The organism is Clostridia bacterium (assembly GCA_017554615.1).
Taxonomy (GTDB): domain Bacteria; phylum Bacillota; class Clostridia; order UMGS1840; family HGM11507; genus SIG450.
The window spans coordinates 29043-45446 of the sequence record JAFZHY010000026.1; the positions used below are offsets into that span (position 1 = coordinate 29043).

Genomic DNA, 16404 nt, shown 5'->3' on the forward strand with positions numbered 1-16404 from the left:
AAAGAAATTTGGTATATATTATATGTTAGTGTAATATTTTTATTCTTTTTATATAAGTGTGAAAAGAGGAGTTATAATTATGAACAAATACAGAGAGTTTGAAAACTATTTAAAAGAATTTCCTGATGAAAACGGATATTTCGGGGAATATGGCGGTGCATTTTTGCCTGATGAACTTATTCCAGCATTTAAAGAAGCAGATGAAGCCTATGAATCTATCTGCCATTCTGCGCAGTTTATAAATGAACTAAGAAGAATAAGAAAAGAATTTCAAGGAAGACCGACTCCTGTTTATCACTGCGAAAGGCTTTCAAAGATTTTTTCAAACTGCCAGATATATTTAAAAAGAGAAGATTTAAACCATACAGGCGCTCACAAACTTAATCATTGTATGGGCGAAGGTCTTTTAGCCAAATTTATGGGCAAAAAGAAACTGATTGCAGAAACAGGTGCAGGTCAGCACGGGGTTGCCCTTGCTACTGCTGCTGCATACTTTGGTTTAAAATGTGATATATATATGGGGGAAGTAGACATTTTAAAACAGCATCCGAACGTTATAAGAATGAAAATGCTCGGAGCAAATGTTATCCCTGTTACCCATGGGCTTAAAACTCTTAAGGAAGCAGTAGATGCAGCGTTTGATGCTTATCTTAAAGAATATAAAGATGCTATTTACTGCATCGGCTCTGTTCTTGGCCCTCATCCGTTTCCTAAGATGGTAAGAGATTTCCAGACTGTTATCGGCTACGAAGCAAGAGACCAGTTTTTAAATATGACAGGTATTATGCCTGACGCTGTATGTGCATGTGTGGGCGGAGGCTCTAATTCTATCGGTATGTTTACTCCGTTCCTTGCAGACCCTGTAGAAATTTACGGTATTGAGCCTCTTGGAAAAGGGGAAAATGCAGGAGACCATGCAGCCACAATGAAATTCGGCACAAAGGGAAAACTTCACGGTTTTGAAAGTTATCTTCTACAGGACGAACAGGGAGAACCTTTACCTGTATATTCTATTGCAAGCGGTCTTGACTATCCTGGTGTTGGCCCTGAACATGCTTATCTAAAAGATACAGGCAGAATTCATTATGAAGCAGTAACCGATGAAGAAGCAATGGAAGCATTCTTCCTGCTATCAAGATATGAAGGAATTATCCCTGCAGTAGAATCTGCTCACGCTGTTGCATTTGCTCTAAAATACGCGAAAGAGCATAAAACAGGCTCAATTCTTGCCTGTCTTTCAGGAAGAGGGGATAAAGACATTGATTATGTTTATGAAAACTACGGTTGCGGAGAAAAGTTTAAATTAGACTACAAAATATAATTTTTTATAAAACCTCGTTATACTTTAGGTATTACGGGGTTTTAAATTTATCAGTATTTAACTTTATAAAAAATTAAATAAAAATTATAATTTTTTGTTGAAATCAGGGCAGAATAGTGCTATAATTGTATAGCAAAAAAATTTTGGTAAATTATTGAAATTTATATAGAAAGATGTGATTAAATGAAATCATTTGAAAGAAGAGTGGGCACAGTTTCAAGAGGCATAAGATGCCCTATTATAAGACAGGGGGACGACCTTGCAGCAATTGTTGCATCAAGCGTTCTTGAAGCAGCAGAGTATGAAAACTTTGAAATCAACGATAAAGATGTTATCTCTGTAACTGAATCAATAGTTGCGCGTTCACAGGGTAATTATGCTTCAATTGACCATATTGCAAAAGATGTTAAAGAAAAATTAGGCGGAGAAACTGTTGGCGTTATATTCCCTATACTTTCAAGAAACCGTTTTGCAATTTGCTTAAGAGGTATTGCAAGAGGTGCTAAAAAAATTGTTTTAATGTTAAGTTATCCGTCAGACGAGGTTGGTAACGGGTTAGTAAGCCTTGATAAAATAGACGATGCGGGAATTAACCCATATTCAGATGTATTATCATTAGAAAAATACAGAGAATTATTCGGAGAAAATAAACACGAATTTACAGGCATTGATTATGTTGAATACTATAAAGGAATAATAGAAGAAGAGGGAGCAGAGGCAGAAATTATTTTTGCCAACCATGCAAAAACTATTCTTAACTATGCCGACTGTGTATTAACCTGTGATATCCATTCAAGAAACCGTACTAAGAGAATTTTAAAAGAAAACGGTGCAAAAACTGTTTGCGGACTTGATGATATTTTAACTGCATCAGTTGACGGTAGCGGTTATAACGAAAAATACGGTTTACTTGGCTCAAACAAGTCTACTGAAGATACAATTAAACTTTTCCCTCAGGAATGCAAACAGTTAGTTTTAGACATTCAGGAAAAAATTAAAGATGCAACAGGAAAACACGTTGAAGTTATGGTATATGGAGACGGTGCTTTCAAAGACCCTCAGGGTAAAATATGGGAACTTGCAGACCCTGTTGTTTCTCCTGCATTTACAGACGGACTTATAGGTACACCAAGCGAACTTAAACTTAAATATCTTGCAGATAATGACTTTAAAGATTTATCAGGAGATGAACTAAAAGAAGCAATTTCAAAAAGTATTCGTTCAAAAGATAACGACTTGGTTGGAAATATGGCGTCTCAGGGTACAACTCCTCGTCAGCTTACTGACCTTATCGGTTCTCTTTGTGATTTAACATCAGGCTCAGGGGATAAGGGAACACCTGTTGTACTTGTTCAGGGATATTTTGATAACTACACAAACTAATATTTAAAATTAAAAAGTCCGAAATACAGCCAAGTGTGCTTTTTGTACACTTGGCAGTTTTATTCGCCTTAATGCGAGTGATATTTACTTTGTAAGTGATATTGCTTTGCAGTGATATTGACTTCGTCAGTTTACAGGCGGATAAAATATCACTAAAACCAAAGGTTTTAATATCACTTTTAGATTATTAAAAATATCACTCTGCATAAAATGCAGAATATCACTTTTTCTATTGTTGTTTAGTTTTATTTAGTGGTCTACTTAATCAGAAAGGAAAGAAAAATGATAAAACTTATGATTTTTGACCTTGACGGAACGGTGCTTGATACTATTTCAACCATTTCTTATTACGCAAACTTATCTTTAGAAAAGTTTGGATTACCCCAACTTGAAAAAGACAAATATAAATATTTTACAGGCGAGGGAGCAAAAAATTTAACTTTAAGAATGTTAGAAGATATTGGGGCATATACCCCCAATTTACATAAAAAACTATATGATTTTTATATGAAAAGTTATAATGAGGACCCTACATATAAAACTGCCATTTTCCCATATCTTAAAGAAACGCTTGAAAAAATAAAAGAAAAAGGCATAAAAATAGCCATACTTTCAAACAAACCCCACTTTGCAACAGTGGATGTAACCAAAAAACTATTTGGCAATGATTTTTTTGACCTTGTATTAGGGCAAAGAGAAAATACACCTCTTAAGCCTGACCCTCAGTCAGTTTATGAAATTATGGACTTTTTTAATGTTAAAGACTATGAATGTATATTTATAGGCGATACATCAACCGATATTAAAACAGGGAAAAATGCAAATCTTTATACCGTGGGCGTTTTATGGGGGTTTAGAAACTTTAAAGAACTCTCCGATTCTGGTGCAGATGTAATAATAAGTAAACCTGATGCAATTCTTAAAGTATTAAATTAAATTTATAATCAAATAGCCAAGTGTTTTCAAAGGACACTTGGCTATTTTTAATATTATCTTATTTTTTCTATTTCTTTTTCAAGTTCATCAAAGGCTGAGCCAAAGTTTTTCCAGTCGCCATTTTGCATTGAACTTTTAAGTTTATCATAAAGTTCTACCAGTATTTTAGTGTTGCCTGTTTCTTCGTTTTCTATATTTTCCTCCACTTTGTCATCCGGTATCAATACATTATCCATATTATAATCAAAAAGTTTAGACAGTGCTTTTTCCAAAGTTTCTTCCATAACTATTTCATTATTATATGCAACAATTATTCTCTTAAGTTCAGGCATAGAACTCTGAGTTCCTGAAGAAATATACACAGGCTCGATATATATAAGAGAATTTTTAACAGGGATAGTAAGCATATTTCCTCTTATAACTGTACTTCCGCCTTGCCCCCATAGAGTCATTTCCCTTGAAATTTCAGGGTCGTTATCTATTTTATTTTCCATCTGCATAACACCGTAGATATTTTCGCCTTTAGGGAATGTGTATAAAATCATATCCCCATATCCCTCTTTATCGCAGTTAACAGCAAGCCAGCCAACTAAATTCTGTTTGCCGGACATTGTATAAGGAATCATTAAAACAAGTCCGCCATTTTCTTTAAAGGTAGTCATTATACTATAATAAGGGCTTACATTCTTTTCTTCTCCCTCATATTTTTCCTTTGCATAACTCCATAGGTCTGTTTTATTATAGAATATTTCAGGGTTTTTTGTATGGTATCTTTTTAGTATTTCCGACTGTGCATTAAATATTGCTTCAGGATACTGAAGATGCTCACTTAAACTATGAGGTAAATCCTCATCTTCAAAAAATGACGGATAAATCTTTTTATAAGTATTGGCAATCGCATCATTTTTATCTGTAATATAGAATTTAACATCTCCGTTATACGCATCTACAACTGCTTTTACCGATTCTCTTATATAATTTATTTCTTCGCCGAATATTATAAGAGATTTTGAATAAGGATAGTATCTTGTTTTAGTATAGCAGTTTACTATCCATTTAAGGCTTCCGTCTTTGTCAATAATCATATAAGGGTCATTATCAACCGATAAAAACGGTGCAACTTTTTTAACACGCTCACAGACATTACTGTTTATTAAAAGTTTTGAGTTTTCGTCTACATAGTTGGAAATTAAAAGTTGGAAATCGCCTAAATAAAGTGAATATAAAACTTTATTTAATGGTGTCATCCTTATCCCTGCACTTCCTGTGTAGGAATATTCAACATCGGTATCTCCTAAAGAATAGTCAAGTTCTTTATACTTAGAACCTGCAATTACATAGTCGTTATCCGTTTCTCCGAAATAAATTCTCGGCTGGGTAACATTAAGTTCTGAAACTGACGACTGAGATGGAATATCTTTTACAAAAAACTGAGGCTGACCCTCTTTTGTTACTGAATTTACAGAAACTGCCGCAATACCAAAACCGTGAGTAAATCTTAATCTTCTGTTTATAAAAGACTGAGCAGATTCCTTGATATTTTCAAGATTAAATTCTCTGGTGGCAATACCTACTGCAGTAGGCTCTCCTAAAATATCATATTTAACTATATCAAGGTCGTTAAATTTATAATAGTTTCTGATGCTTTGAACCTGATTTATAGCTTTTAAGGTTGACGGATAGTCAATTATTCTTGTATTAGATACTGTATTTTTTTCTTCGTTTAAATCCTCGGCTGTAAGATTATACTCAATAGGGAAGACTTCGTCTTTAATTTCATTAACCTTATACGCCGCTCTTGTATATTCTATATTTCTTAAAATATATTCTCTTTCTAATGAAATCTCAGACGGGTTAACAATAAAACTCTGGGTAAAAAAGGCAGTAACGCTAAAGCCTATATAAATTAAAGGATATACTAAAATCATTGAAACTGCCAATTTCCTTTTTTTCTTAAAGTATAGAATAATACCCAAAACCAACGCAATAATTAAAGCATACGGAATAATATTATAATAATGGCGCCAGATGTTTACGCTTGTGTACCCTGCACCTGTAAAGGATGCATTGTTATTATAAAGCATATTATAAGCATCAAATTTTAAGGAAATAACTTTACATATCACAACTAAAATAAAGTTTACAATATTATGAATTATAATTTCCTTTTCGTTTAAGATATTTCCTATATCAGTAATTCCAAGTCTTAAGTATAAAAATACATAAAGAATTAAAACCCCTGCAAATATAAGGAAGAAGACACCTGTTAAAGCGTCAAACACTGCAGAGTAAAAAGGCCATTTAAAAATATAATATCCCAAATCTTTATTAAATACAGGGTCAGAGACTTCTAAAAGTGAAGCATTTTTAAATAATAAGAACTTATCATAAACTGCCACCTGAAACATAACGCTTATTACGCCTGACAAAAGGGCAGAAACAAGAAGAACTACGCTCTTTTTATTTAAAAAATCGTATAGCGAATCTATTTTTCTTAAATTCTTTGATAAGAATAAAATACTCATAAAGGATAAGGCAAACACCAGAATAAAACTTAATGCTTGAAAAATAAGTTTTACTTTAAAATTAGTAAAGAAAACCTCTAAAAAGTTTTCGCCTATTTCTTTATAAGCATTATATTCAAAATAAATATTAAAGCATGATATCAAAGATATTAAAATAAGAGCAATTATTCCAAAAGTTATATAAACTTTTGCGGGAATTCTTCTTTCCATATCATTTTCCTTTCTTTTTTATACTAACGCTTTTGCAAACTCCCCGGAATCAAACTTCATAAAGTCTTCCTTTGCTTCTCCCACTCCGATAAACTTAACAGGAATGTTTTTATCCTTACAGATAGAGAGAACAATACCACCTTTTGCAGTACCGTCAAGTTTAGTTAAAATTATTCCTGTAACCTCTGTCTGTTTGGTAAATTCCTGTGCCTGAATAACTCCGTTCTGCCCTGTTGTAGCGTCAACTACAAGCAGGGTTTCTAAATCACTGTCGGGAAGTTCTCTTTTTATAATTCGGTATATCTTATTAAGTTCGTCCATAAGATTTTTCTTATTGTGCAGTCTTCCTGCAGTATCGCATATAAGTATATCAGTACCCTTTGCTTTGGCAGATGTGATAGCATCAAAGACAACTGCTGCAGGGTCTGCCCCCTCAGTATGCTTGACAATAGGGCAACCTACCCTGTCTGCCCATATTTTTAACTGCTCGCTTGCTGCTGCTCTGAATGTATCTCCTGCCGCAAGCATTACAGATTTGCCCTCTTCTTTAAAAAAATGGGCAAGTTTACCGATAGATGTGGTTTTTCCCACTCCGTTAACCCCTACAACAAGGATAACCGATGGTTTTGTATTAAGTTTTAGAGTGTTATCATTTTCATTTAGTATTTCTGAAATAACTTCGAATAATTCTTCTTTTACCTCTTCTGATTCGGTTAATTTATTTTCTTTTACTCTGTCTTTTAATATATCTATTATTTCCATTGAAGTATATGCGCCCACATCTGCTGTAATAAGCGCTTCTTCAAGTTCTTCATAAAGTTCTTCGTCTACCTTTTTAAACACCGAAAACACATCGTCAATCTTGCCTTTAATTGCGTTTCTTGTGTTTGTAAGGCCTGACCTTAATCTGTCAAAAAAAGCCATTATTTTTTCTCTCCCTCTTTTTCAACTTCGTCAATGTTTAAAGAAATAAGTTTGGAAACACCCTTTTCCTGCATGGTAACACCGTACAAAGTATCTGCCGCTTCCATTGTACCCCTTCTGTGAGTGATAACGATAAATTGGGTGTTCTTTTTGAATTTTTCAAGATAATCGGCATATCTGTAAACATTGTTATCATCAAGTGCCGCTTCAATTTCGTCAAACAGGCAGAAAGGAGTAGGCTTAACCTTGATAATTGCAAATAAAAGCGCAATAGCAGTAAATGCTTTTTCCCCACCTGAGAGAAGACTTATTGTAGTAAGTTTCTTTCCTGGCGGCTGAACTTCAATTTCAATGCCGCTTTCTAATATATTATCAGGCTCGGTAAGTTTTAACTCGCCTCGTCCTCCGCCGAAAAGTTCAATATATGTTTCGTTAAAAGAGTCGGCAATAAGTTTAAACTGCTTACTGAATATATCCCTCATAAGTTTTACCATATCGGATATAATAGTTTCTAAATTATCCTTGGCAAGCATTAAATCATTTCTCTGGCCTGTTAAAAATTCATATCTTTCGCTGACTGTTTTATATTCCTCAATGGCATCTATATTTATATTGCCAAGACCTCTTATTTTATTCTTAAGATCAGATATTTTTCTTAAGGCATCCTGAATTTTACCAATGTCTTTTCTCATTTCTTCTGCGCAAGTTATGGTAAGTTCGTAACTATCCCAAAGGTTACTCACAGTCTGCTCAATATCCGAGTTAATTTTATTATACTTAATCTCAAGTTTTGTATGTGCTTCGTTTTGTGTGATAAACTTTTCTCTTTCGTCTTTTGAAAGTTTCTGACAGGATAAAAGTTCACTCTCGGTAGTTTCTTTTTTAGCCCTGTTTTCCTTGATTTTTTCTTCAAATTCCTTAATGCTTTCTTTTGCATCGGTAATCTGATTTTTTCTAAACTCTATTTCTTCGCCGATGTCTTCGATTTTTTCCCTTAACTTAAGAATCATATCATCTTTAATCTTAACATCGCTTAAAAATGCATCTTTTTGTGATGCTATTAAGTTTATTTTATCAAGTTCATAATCAAGGTCTTTGCTCTTTTCGGCAATTTTAAATCTTAAACCGTTTATTTCTTCGTTTAGTGCGTCTCTTTCTTCATTAACCTTTAAAAAGCCTGAATCAAGAGTACCTATTTCCTTTTCAAGATATGAAATCTTTACATTGATTTCGTCTTTTTCTTGGTCAATCTCTGTTTGTTTTTTGTTATTTTCTTCTATTTTTTCTTCTATCCCTTTAATATCATCCTTGACCGACTTAATGTCTTCGGTAAGAGAATAATACATTTCCTTATTATATTTAAGGGAGGAAAGAAGTTCAATTTTTTTCTGATTTAAATTCTTCTTTTCTTCTTCTTTTGCCAAAAGAATTTCCTTAGTTAATTCTGACTCTTCCTGATATTTTTTAATTTCCTCATCTAAGGCATCTTTTTTATCTAACAACTTTTCTAATTCTTTTTTAATTAAGTCAATTTCAGCCATTCTCTGCATTTTACCGGTGCTGTTTTTATATTCGCCGCCGGTTATGGAACCGCCTATATTAAATATTTCTCCGCCTAATGTAACAGCCTTAAAGGAATGTTTAAATTTATTTGTGGCAGAAATTGCACTGTCCATATCAGAAAAAACTGCAACTCTAAGAAGAAGACTGTCAACAATCTTCTCATATTTTTTATCAAATTCAACAAGGGTATTTGCCATGCCGATAAAGCCCTTTTCCCCAGATAAATCTTCTTTTATAGAGGATGTGGCTTTTACAGAGTGCAAAGGCATAAAGGTAACTCTGCCAAGTTTATTTTTCTTAAGATAAGAAATCGATGCTTTTGCATCATTTTCATTTTCGCACACTATATTGGAGGCTGCTCCACCAAGCGCTGCGTCTACTGCTTTTGCATATTCATTACTTGTTTTAATTAGGGATGAAACTGTGCCAAAGAGTTTTGCACCGTCAGGAAGTGTGTTTAAAAGTTCTTTAACCCCTTTAGGACTGCCTGAAAAATTATTTTCAAGGTCCTTTAACATATCCAGTCTGTTTTTTGCTCTCTCGCTACTGTTTAAAACTTCGTTATAAGAAAGATTAAGTTCTTTTAATTTTTCTTCCTTTTTAATTTTAAGATTTAATTCTTTTTCAAGTTCACTCTTAAGATTTTTTTCCTTAGTGTCAATATCGTCAAGAGCGTTAGTAGCATTTTTAATCTCTTTATTTAACTCTTCAACTTTTTCTTCTTTTTCTTTTATGCCAACTAAATTAAGTTCTATTCTTTCTTTTAAAGACTCATTAAGAGTAATTATTGAAGATTTGTTTGCGCCTAAAGTTATAAGTTCACTGTTTAAGTTTACAAGGCTTAGTTTTAACTTAGAAAGATGTGAGTTATGAGATGTAATATCCAAAAGAACTTTATTTAAACGCTCGGTAAGTTCATTTGCCTCTTTTTCAAGCGCTTCCTTTTCATTTCTTAAAAGGGTGGCTCTTTTTTCTAACTCTTCCTTATTTATATCAAAAGAAGAAACTTTAGTTAAAATTTCATCCTTTTCCCCACAAAGCCTTTTAATATTTTCTTCTTCGTGGCTGATATTGTTTTTAGAAATTTCTATCTGGTTTTCAAAAGTTTTTATATTATACTCTAAATTATAGTTTTCCCCTACAAGTTTATCATTTTCTTCCTGCAAATTACGGGACAAAACTGAAAGTTCTTCAATTTTTTTGTCTAACTCTTCTAACCCTGATTTTGTAGACTCCAAACATTTTGAAGAATCTTCATAATCGTTTTTAATCTTATTTAAATTCTCTTTATATTCATAGTAATTTCTAAGCCATACGTTAACTTCCAACTCTTTTAACTCGTCTCTTAAAACAAGGAATTTCTTTGCTCTTTCAGACTGAATTTTAAGAGGCTCTAACCTTACTTCAAGTTCGTTTATAATATCGTTAAGCCTTGTTATATTATCATTTGTATTATTAAGTTTTCTTTCCGCTTCGTCTTTTTTATGATGGTATTTTGAAATACCACAGGCTTCTTCAAAAAAAGTTCTTCTTTCAGACGGTTTACCTGCAATAATATTATCGATCTTACCCTGACCTACTAAAGAATATCCGTCTTTCCCAAGCCCTGTATCCATAAAAAGTTCCTGAATGTCTTTTAGGCGGCATTGAGATTTATTTATGTAATACTCACTGTCTCCCGAACGGAAAATTCTTCTTGTAACTAAAACTTCATCAAAATCTATGTTAAGGCCCCTGTCTTTATTATCAACTGTAAGACTTACTTCGCAAAAACCAAGCGGTTTTCTTTTTTGAGTACCAGAAAAAATAACATCTTCCATTTTTCCGCCTCTTAGGGTTTTGATGCTCTGCTCACCCATAACCCATCTTATAGCGTCGGAAATGTTACTTTTACCGCTTCCGTTAGGCCCTACTACACAAGTTATTCCTTTTTCAAAACTTAAATCGATTTTATCCGGAAAAGACTTAAATCCGGTCATTTCTATTGACTTAAAAAACATAATTTCTCACTTTCAATCACTATATTTTTTCATCTTGTATTATACCAAAAAAAACCTATCATTTCAAGTTTTTTTAATAATTTTGGGACAAATCAAATATACATTTAAATATAAGGAGGAATGTGTATGAAAAATAAAAAGAAAAGGGTAAAATCAAAGGTGGATAAAAAGCCTTTAAATTATAAAATGATAGGTGCAATAGTTTTACTTACAGTGCTTGTTTTTCTTAAATTAAGCCCTGTGGCTTTAAACAAAACCTTAAACGTTCTCTTTACTAATGACTGCGATTATACCCTTATGATAGAAGATATTAAAAAAACTGTCCGTTTTTACACTCTGGGGCAAAGGGTTTTTAACCTGCCTGTAAATGATGTTATAACCTCGCCTTTTGGAGAAAGAATGGACCCTGTAACAAACACACCCGCAATGCATCTTGGGATAGATATAAATGCACCTCTTAACACCGAAGTTTTCGCATCAGAAGAGGGTGTGGTTACAAGGGTTGAAGAAAATGAGTATTACGGAAAATTTATAATGATAGACCACGGAAGAAATTTTGCCACTCTTTACGGTCATCTTTCTTTGCAAAAAGTAAAATGCGGAGACAGAGTTGATAAAGACACAGTAATTGCTCTTTCAGGCTCAAGCGGAAAATCTACCGGCCCTCATCTTCATTTTGAAATAAGAAAAGAAGGGGAGCATCAGAATCCGGAGGATTATCTTAAATGAAAAACATAAAGGTAAACCCTCTGTTTTTTCCTGTTCTTTTAATTTTTATACTTTTAGGATATTTTAAAGAGTTTTTTCTTTCCTTTGCAACCCTACTTTTTCACGAAGCAGGGCATCTTTTTATGATTAAAAAAAGAGGTATTTTACTAAGATACATAAAAATTGAACCATTTGGAATTTCCATTAATCTTAAAGAAGATTTTTATAAAAATGAAAAGGATGAAATTTATGTTGCCTTTGGCGGACCGTTAGTAAACTTTATTATTGCGTTTTTTGCATTTTTATTTTTAAATAAGAGCCATTTTTTTATATATGCAAATCTTTCAGTTGCAATATTTAACCTTATCCCTGCCTATCCATTAGACGGAGCGCGTATTTTAAGGGCATATCTTACACCAAAAAAGGGATATATACTAAGTTTTCGCTTTTTGGTTATGCTGACTAAAATTATAAGTACAGTTCTTTTTATTCTGGGTGTAGTTATTTTATATAAAACACGGTTTAATTTTTCGTATTGTATAATTTCCGCCTTTTTATTTTATAACCTTTTAGGCGAAAAAAATCATACTCAGCGTTATTTACTAAAGGAAATATCAGAATATAAAGAGAAAAATAAGGATATTGAAAAAATACCTGTCAAATATATTGCAGTAAATAAAAATTACCCTTTAAGAAAGGTTATTTATGAACTTTCTTATATGAGATATCATATTTTTTCAGTAATTGACGAAGGAAAAATTGTAAAAACATTTTCAGAGGGGGAAATTATAAAAGGGCTTATTGAAAAAGGGGGAAGAGCGAGAATTTCAGACCTTTATTAAAAACTTGAAAATGTGTTCCTTATATGTTATTATAATATATAATATTATATTTAAGGACTGTTTTTATGTTTGCAGATATAGTTATAACCAAAAAAGCATATGAACTTGACCGTCTTTTCTGTTACGAAGTGCCAAGTGAACTTGAAAATGACATAGAAGTAGGAAAAAGAGTTATAATCCCTTTTGGAAACTATGGAATGACCGAAGGGATTGTTTTTAATGTTTATAAAGAAAATGCAGACTATGAAAATGTTAAAAAAATAAAAGAGGTTATTGATAATTCTTCCGTTATTACAAAAACCGGCTTTAAAATCGCAGAGTTTATGCGTAAAAAATATTTATGCACCTACTTTGATGCCTTAAAACTTAATATGCCAAGCGGCTTAAAAACTTTTGTTGACGAAAAGATTTATTTAAAAAACCCTGATGCTGCCCCTCTTAGTAAGAACGAAGAAGAAATAATATCAGTATTATATAAATATAACGGATGCACCTATAACGCTTTAAAAGAAAAACTTAAAATTAAGAAACTTCGTTCTCTTCTTTTATCAATGGAAGAAAGGGATATTATAGATATAAAAAGTATCCACGAAGAGTCTATAAAAGATAAGAAAATAAAGATTGTATCCAAAGAAAAAACAAATAAAGAGATCGACGAATATATTGAAAACAATAAAAGAAACAAACAGGAAATAAGGATACTTACTGCATTTACAAATACTAAAAGTATGACCTTATCCGATTTAAGAGGATATACCAAAGCATCTTATAATGCTATATTAAAACTTGTTTCTTTAGGGTTTTTAAGTATATCCGAAAGGGAAGTTTTAAGAAACCCATTTTTAGAAAGAGAGTTTATAAAAGATAAAAAGTTGCCCCCTACCGACGAGCAGAAAAAGGCTATTTATACAATATTAAAAAAAGAATTTGGAACCTATCTTCTGCACGGAATAACAGGGTCTGGAAAGACGGAAGTTTATCTTCAGGTTATAGAAGAACATATTAAAAAAGGAAAGAATGCAATAGTTCTTGTTCCTGAAATTTCTCTTACTCCCCAGATGGTTACAAGGTTTTTTAACCGATTCGGCAAATGCGTTTGTGTTATTCATTCAGGGCTTTCCAAAGAGGAAAGATACGATCAGTATAAAATGATAAAACAGGGAAAAATCAATATTGTTATCGGTGCAAGGTCTGCCATATTTGCACCTATTGAAAATGTGGGCGTTATTGTTATTGACGAAGAGCATGAAAACTCCTATAAGTCGGACACATTTCCTAAGTATGACACTATTGAAATTGCAAAAGTAAGGGCGAAAGCAGATGATGCAACTTTAATTTTAGCGTCTGCCACTCCGTCTGTTGTAAGTTATTATCACGCTGTTAATAACAATTATAAGCTTATAACACTTACAAAAAGAACAAATAATAAAAATACTCCCGAAGTTTATATTGTAGATATGAAAAAGGAACTTAAAGAGGGTAATTTTTCTCCGTTTTCATCTTTACTTAAAAAAGAACTTGAAGAAAGAATTGATAAAAAAGAGCAAAGCATTCTTTTTATCAACCGAAGAGGATATTCCACTTTTGTAAGTTGCAGAAGTTGCGGTTATGTTGCAAAATGCCCTGACTGCGATGTTTCGCTTACCTATCATAATAACAGTAACCGTCTTATCTGCCACTACTGCGGATATGAAAGAGATTTGTTTTTAGAATGTCCTGACTGTAAGAGTAAATATATAAAGCATTTTGGAAAAGGTACTGAAAAAATAGAAGATGAACTTAAATTATTTTTTCCAAATTCCAGTATGATCAGAATGGATGCAGACACTACTTATAAAAAATTCTCTCACGAAAAGATTTTAACAAAGTTTGAAAATGAGAATATAAATGTACTCCTTGGTACTCAGATGATAACCAAGGGCCTTGATTTTAAAAATGTAACTCTTTCTGCAGTTCTTGCGGCAGACGGAGGGCTTTATATGGAAGACTACCGTTCACTTGAGAGGACATTTTCCCAGATTACTCAGGTAATAGGAAGAGCAGGTCGAGGAGATAAAAAGGGCATAGGAATAATTCAGACATACAGCCCAGAGCATTATGTTATCCGCCTTGCCAAAGACGGAAATTATGAAGAATTTTATAATACAGAAATAAATTTAAGAAAAGAGATGAATTTTCCTCCTTTTTGTGATATAATAAACATAATTTGTCAGAGCGAAAATGAAGAACTTGGCAAAAAACTTATTAAAGACTGTTATAAAATTTTAAGAAACTCTAAAATTAATCTTAATTTAAGCGATGAAGAACTTAAAATTTATAAACCGAATTATGCTCCCCTGCCTAAAATAAAAAAGAAGTTCAGATTCAGAATTTTAATAAAGGGGAAAGACTCTGAAAACTTAAATCATATTTTAGAGAGCCTTTATGTTTACTATAACAAAAACTATAAAGTTAAAGATATTGGCTTATCCATTGATATTAACCCTGTTAGTATGTTATAATGATTTTGTATCATAACGAAGTTAACGAAAAGACATTAGCACTTATCACACTATTATTTAAAAACTATATAAAGAAAGGTAAAAACTTATGGCTATAAGAAATATTATAAAAGAGGGCGACCCTGTTCTTAATAAAAAATCACGCATAGTAGAAAAAATAGATGAAAGAATTTTAACCCTGCTTGACGATATGAAAGAAACCATGTATGACGCAGACGGTGTCGGACTTGCTGCCCCTCAGGTGGGAATACTTAAAAGAGTGGTAGTAATAGATGTGGGAGACGGAGTTTTAGAACTTATTAACCCCGAGATAGTTTGCTCAACAGGCGAACAATATGAAGTTGAAGGATGTTTAAGCCTTCCTGGCGTGTCAGGCGTAACAGAACGCCCTATGAATGTTCAGGTTCGTGCTTTGGACAGAGAGGGTTACGAAGTTTTAGTTACAGGCACAGGCCTTTTAGCAAGAGCGTTATGCCATGAAATTGACCATCTTGACGGAATTTTATTCAGACAAAGAGTTACAGAATATTTAGAATAATGAGGTTTTATATATGAAAGTTATTTTTATGGGAACACCTGATTTTGCAGTTGACTGTTTAGAAATGCTTATAAACGAGGGGTATGAAGTTCCTTTGGTTGTTTCCCAGCCGGACAGGCAAAGGGGAAGAGGCCATAAGGTAACATATTCTCCTGTTAAAGAATATGCACTTTCTAAAAACATTCCTGTTTTTCAGCCCGAATCTTTGAAAAACTTTGAACTTTCAGAGTATCTTAATGAAATAAAACCTGATGTGATAGTTGTTGTTGCATATGGCAAAATTCTTCCCGAATATATCCTTAACTATCCGAAATTCGGCTGTATAAATGTGCATGGCTCTCTTTTGCCCAAATTAAGAGGCGCTGCCCCTATCCAGTGGAGTGTAATAAACGGAGATAAGGAAACAGGGGTTACCACAATGCTTATGGATAAAGGAATGGATACAGGGGATATACTGTATAAGGCATCTATTCCTATTGAAGAAAATGACACTGCGGGAACATTATTTGATAAACTTAAAGTTTTAGGTGCATCACTTTTAAAACATACCTTGCAAAAAATTAAAAACGGAAGTTATGTAAGAATACGCCAGAACGAAGAAGAAGCAACATATGCGCCTATGATTATGAAAAAAGACGCTTTGATTGATTTTTCAAAGAGTCCAAAAGAAATTATAAATATGTTAAGAGGTTTAAATCCTGCGCCTGTTGCCTATACTTATTTAGACGGGAAAAAAATTAAAATATACGAAGGCTTTTTAGGCGAAGAAACAGACGATACCGACTATGGCAAAATATGGGGATATATTGAAGACAAAGGCCTTGGAATTGTGTGTGGAGGAGGAATATTATATATAAAAGAACTTCACGCAGAAAATTCAAGAAAAATGACCGTTTCAGAATATATGCTTGGCCATAAACTTGAGCCTGGAGACCGTTTTACAAACTCTTAAA

At 32.9% G+C, this 16404-nt stretch carries 11 protein-coding genes; 8 read left to right on the forward strand and 3 right to left on the reverse strand.

Annotation, left to right across the window (positions count from 1 at the left end; genetic code table 11):
* The first annotated feature begins 79 nt into the window (after positions 1-79).
* The 3 genes from trpB to IKZ35_05980 all read left to right on the forward strand — a co-directional run bounded on the left by trpB (position 80) and on the right by IKZ35_05980 (position 3640).
* Positions 80-1321, forward strand: coding sequence for a tryptophan synthase subunit beta (gene trpB, locus IKZ35_05970; protein ID MBR4893502.1), 1242 nt, complete (start codon positions 80-82; stop codon positions 1319-1321).
* 183 nt (positions 1322-1504) lie between these two features.
* Complete coding sequence (locus IKZ35_05975) at positions 1505-2704, forward strand: coenzyme F420-0:L-glutamate ligase (GenBank protein ID MBR4893503.1); 1200 nt, start codon at positions 1505-1507, stop codon at positions 2702-2704.
* Positions 2705-2986: 282 nt separating this feature from the next.
* Positions 2987-3640 (forward strand): HAD family hydrolase, encoded by a 654-nt coding sequence (locus IKZ35_05980; protein MBR4893504.1) that lies wholly within the window; start codon positions 2987-2989, stop codon positions 3638-3640.
* Positions 3641-3693: 53 nt separating this feature from the next.
* Here IKZ35_05980 and IKZ35_05985 read toward each other — a convergent pair whose 3' ends face one another.
* The 3 genes from IKZ35_05985 to smc are packed head-to-tail and all read right to left on the reverse strand — an operon-like array spanning position 3694 to position 10862.
* A complete protein-coding gene (locus tag IKZ35_05985; protein MBR4893505.1) occupies positions 3694-6375 on the reverse strand; it encodes a UPF0182 family protein in 2682 nt (893 codons plus the stop codon).
* An 18-nt stretch (positions 6376-6393) separates the two neighbouring features.
* Positions 6394-7299 carry a signal recognition particle-docking protein FtsY gene (gene ftsY, locus IKZ35_05990; GenBank protein MBR4893506.1) on the reverse strand — a complete coding sequence of 302 codons (906 nt, stop codon included), beginning with the start codon at positions 7297-7299 and terminating at the stop codon, positions 6394-6396.
* The gene (gene smc / locus IKZ35_05995; GenBank protein ID MBR4893507.1) at positions 7299-10862 is read right to left on the reverse strand and encodes a chromosome segregation protein SMC; all 3564 of its coding nucleotides are present in this window, start codon (positions 10860-10862) and stop codon (positions 7299-7301) included. Before smc ends, ftsY begins: the two co-directional genes overlap by 1 nt.
* A gap of 126 nt (positions 10863-10988) precedes the next feature.
* Here smc and IKZ35_06000 point away from each other — a divergent pair, with 126 nt between their 5' ends.
* The 5 genes from IKZ35_06000 to fmt all read left to right on the forward strand — a co-directional run bounded on the left by IKZ35_06000 (position 10989) and on the right by fmt (position 16403).
* Positions 10989-11591 (forward strand): M23 family metallopeptidase, encoded by a 603-nt coding sequence (locus IKZ35_06000; GenBank protein ID MBR4893508.1) that lies wholly within the window; start codon positions 10989-10991, stop codon positions 11589-11591.
* A complete protein-coding gene (locus IKZ35_06005; protein ID MBR4893509.1) occupies positions 11588-12412 on the forward strand; it encodes a hypothetical protein in 825 nt (274 codons plus the stop codon). The genes IKZ35_06000 and IKZ35_06005 overlap by 4 nt, the downstream gene beginning before the upstream one ends.
* Before the next feature lie 65 nt (positions 12413-12477).
* Entirely contained in the window at positions 12478-14913 is a 2436-nt protein-coding gene (gene priA, locus IKZ35_06010; GenBank protein ID MBR4893510.1) for a primosomal protein N', read from the forward strand.
* An 88-nt stretch (positions 14914-15001) separates the two neighbouring features.
* On the forward strand, positions 15002-15451 hold the full coding sequence (gene def, locus IKZ35_06015; protein ID MBR4893511.1) for a peptide deformylase: 450 nt from the start codon (positions 15002-15004) through the stop codon (positions 15449-15451).
* A 13-nt stretch (positions 15452-15464) separates the two neighbouring features.
* Positions 15465-16403, forward strand: a complete 939-nt coding sequence (gene fmt / locus IKZ35_06020) for a methionyl-tRNA formyltransferase (GenBank protein MBR4893512.1) — start codon at positions 15465-15467, stop codon at positions 16401-16403.
* Position 16404: the final 1 nt, after the last annotated feature.

Excerpts from the sequence above, each read along its gene's own strand:
- IKZ35_05980 (MBR4893504.1), top strand. The coding sequence starts at position 2,987 with ATGATAAAACTTATGATTTTTGACCTTGACGGAACGGTGCTTGATACT.
- IKZ35_05985 (MBR4893505.1), bottom strand. The coding sequence starts at position 6,375 with ATGGAAAGAAGAATTCCCGCAAAAGTTTATATAACTTTTGGAATAATT.
- priA (MBR4893510.1), top strand. The coding sequence starts at position 12,478 with ATGTTTGCAGATATAGTTATAACCAAAAAAGCATATGAACTTGACCGT.
- smc (MBR4893507.1), bottom strand. The coding sequence starts at position 10,862 with ATGTTTTTTAAGTCAATAGAAATGACCGGATTTAAGTCTTTTCCGGAT.
- fmt (MBR4893512.1), top strand. The coding sequence starts at position 15,465 with ATGAAAGTTATTTTTATGGGAACACCTGATTTTGCAGTTGACTGTTTA.
- trpB (MBR4893502.1), top strand. The coding sequence starts at position 80 with ATGAACAAATACAGAGAGTTTGAAAACTATTTAAAAGAATTTCCTGAT.
- ftsY (MBR4893506.1), bottom strand. The coding sequence starts at position 7,299 with ATGGCTTTTTTTGACAGATTAAGGTCAGGCCTTACAAACACAAGAAAC.
- IKZ35_06005 (MBR4893509.1), top strand. The coding sequence starts at position 11,588 with ATGAAAAACATAAAGGTAAACCCTCTGTTTTTTCCTGTTCTTTTAATT.
- IKZ35_05975 (MBR4893503.1), top strand. The coding sequence starts at position 1,505 with ATGAAATCATTTGAAAGAAGAGTGGGCACAGTTTCAAGAGGCATAAGA.
- IKZ35_06000 (MBR4893508.1), top strand. The coding sequence starts at position 10,989 with ATGAAAAATAAAAAGAAAAGGGTAAAATCAAAGGTGGATAAAAAGCCT.
- def (MBR4893511.1), top strand. The coding sequence starts at position 15,002 with ATGGCTATAAGAAATATTATAAAAGAGGGCGACCCTGTTCTTAATAAA.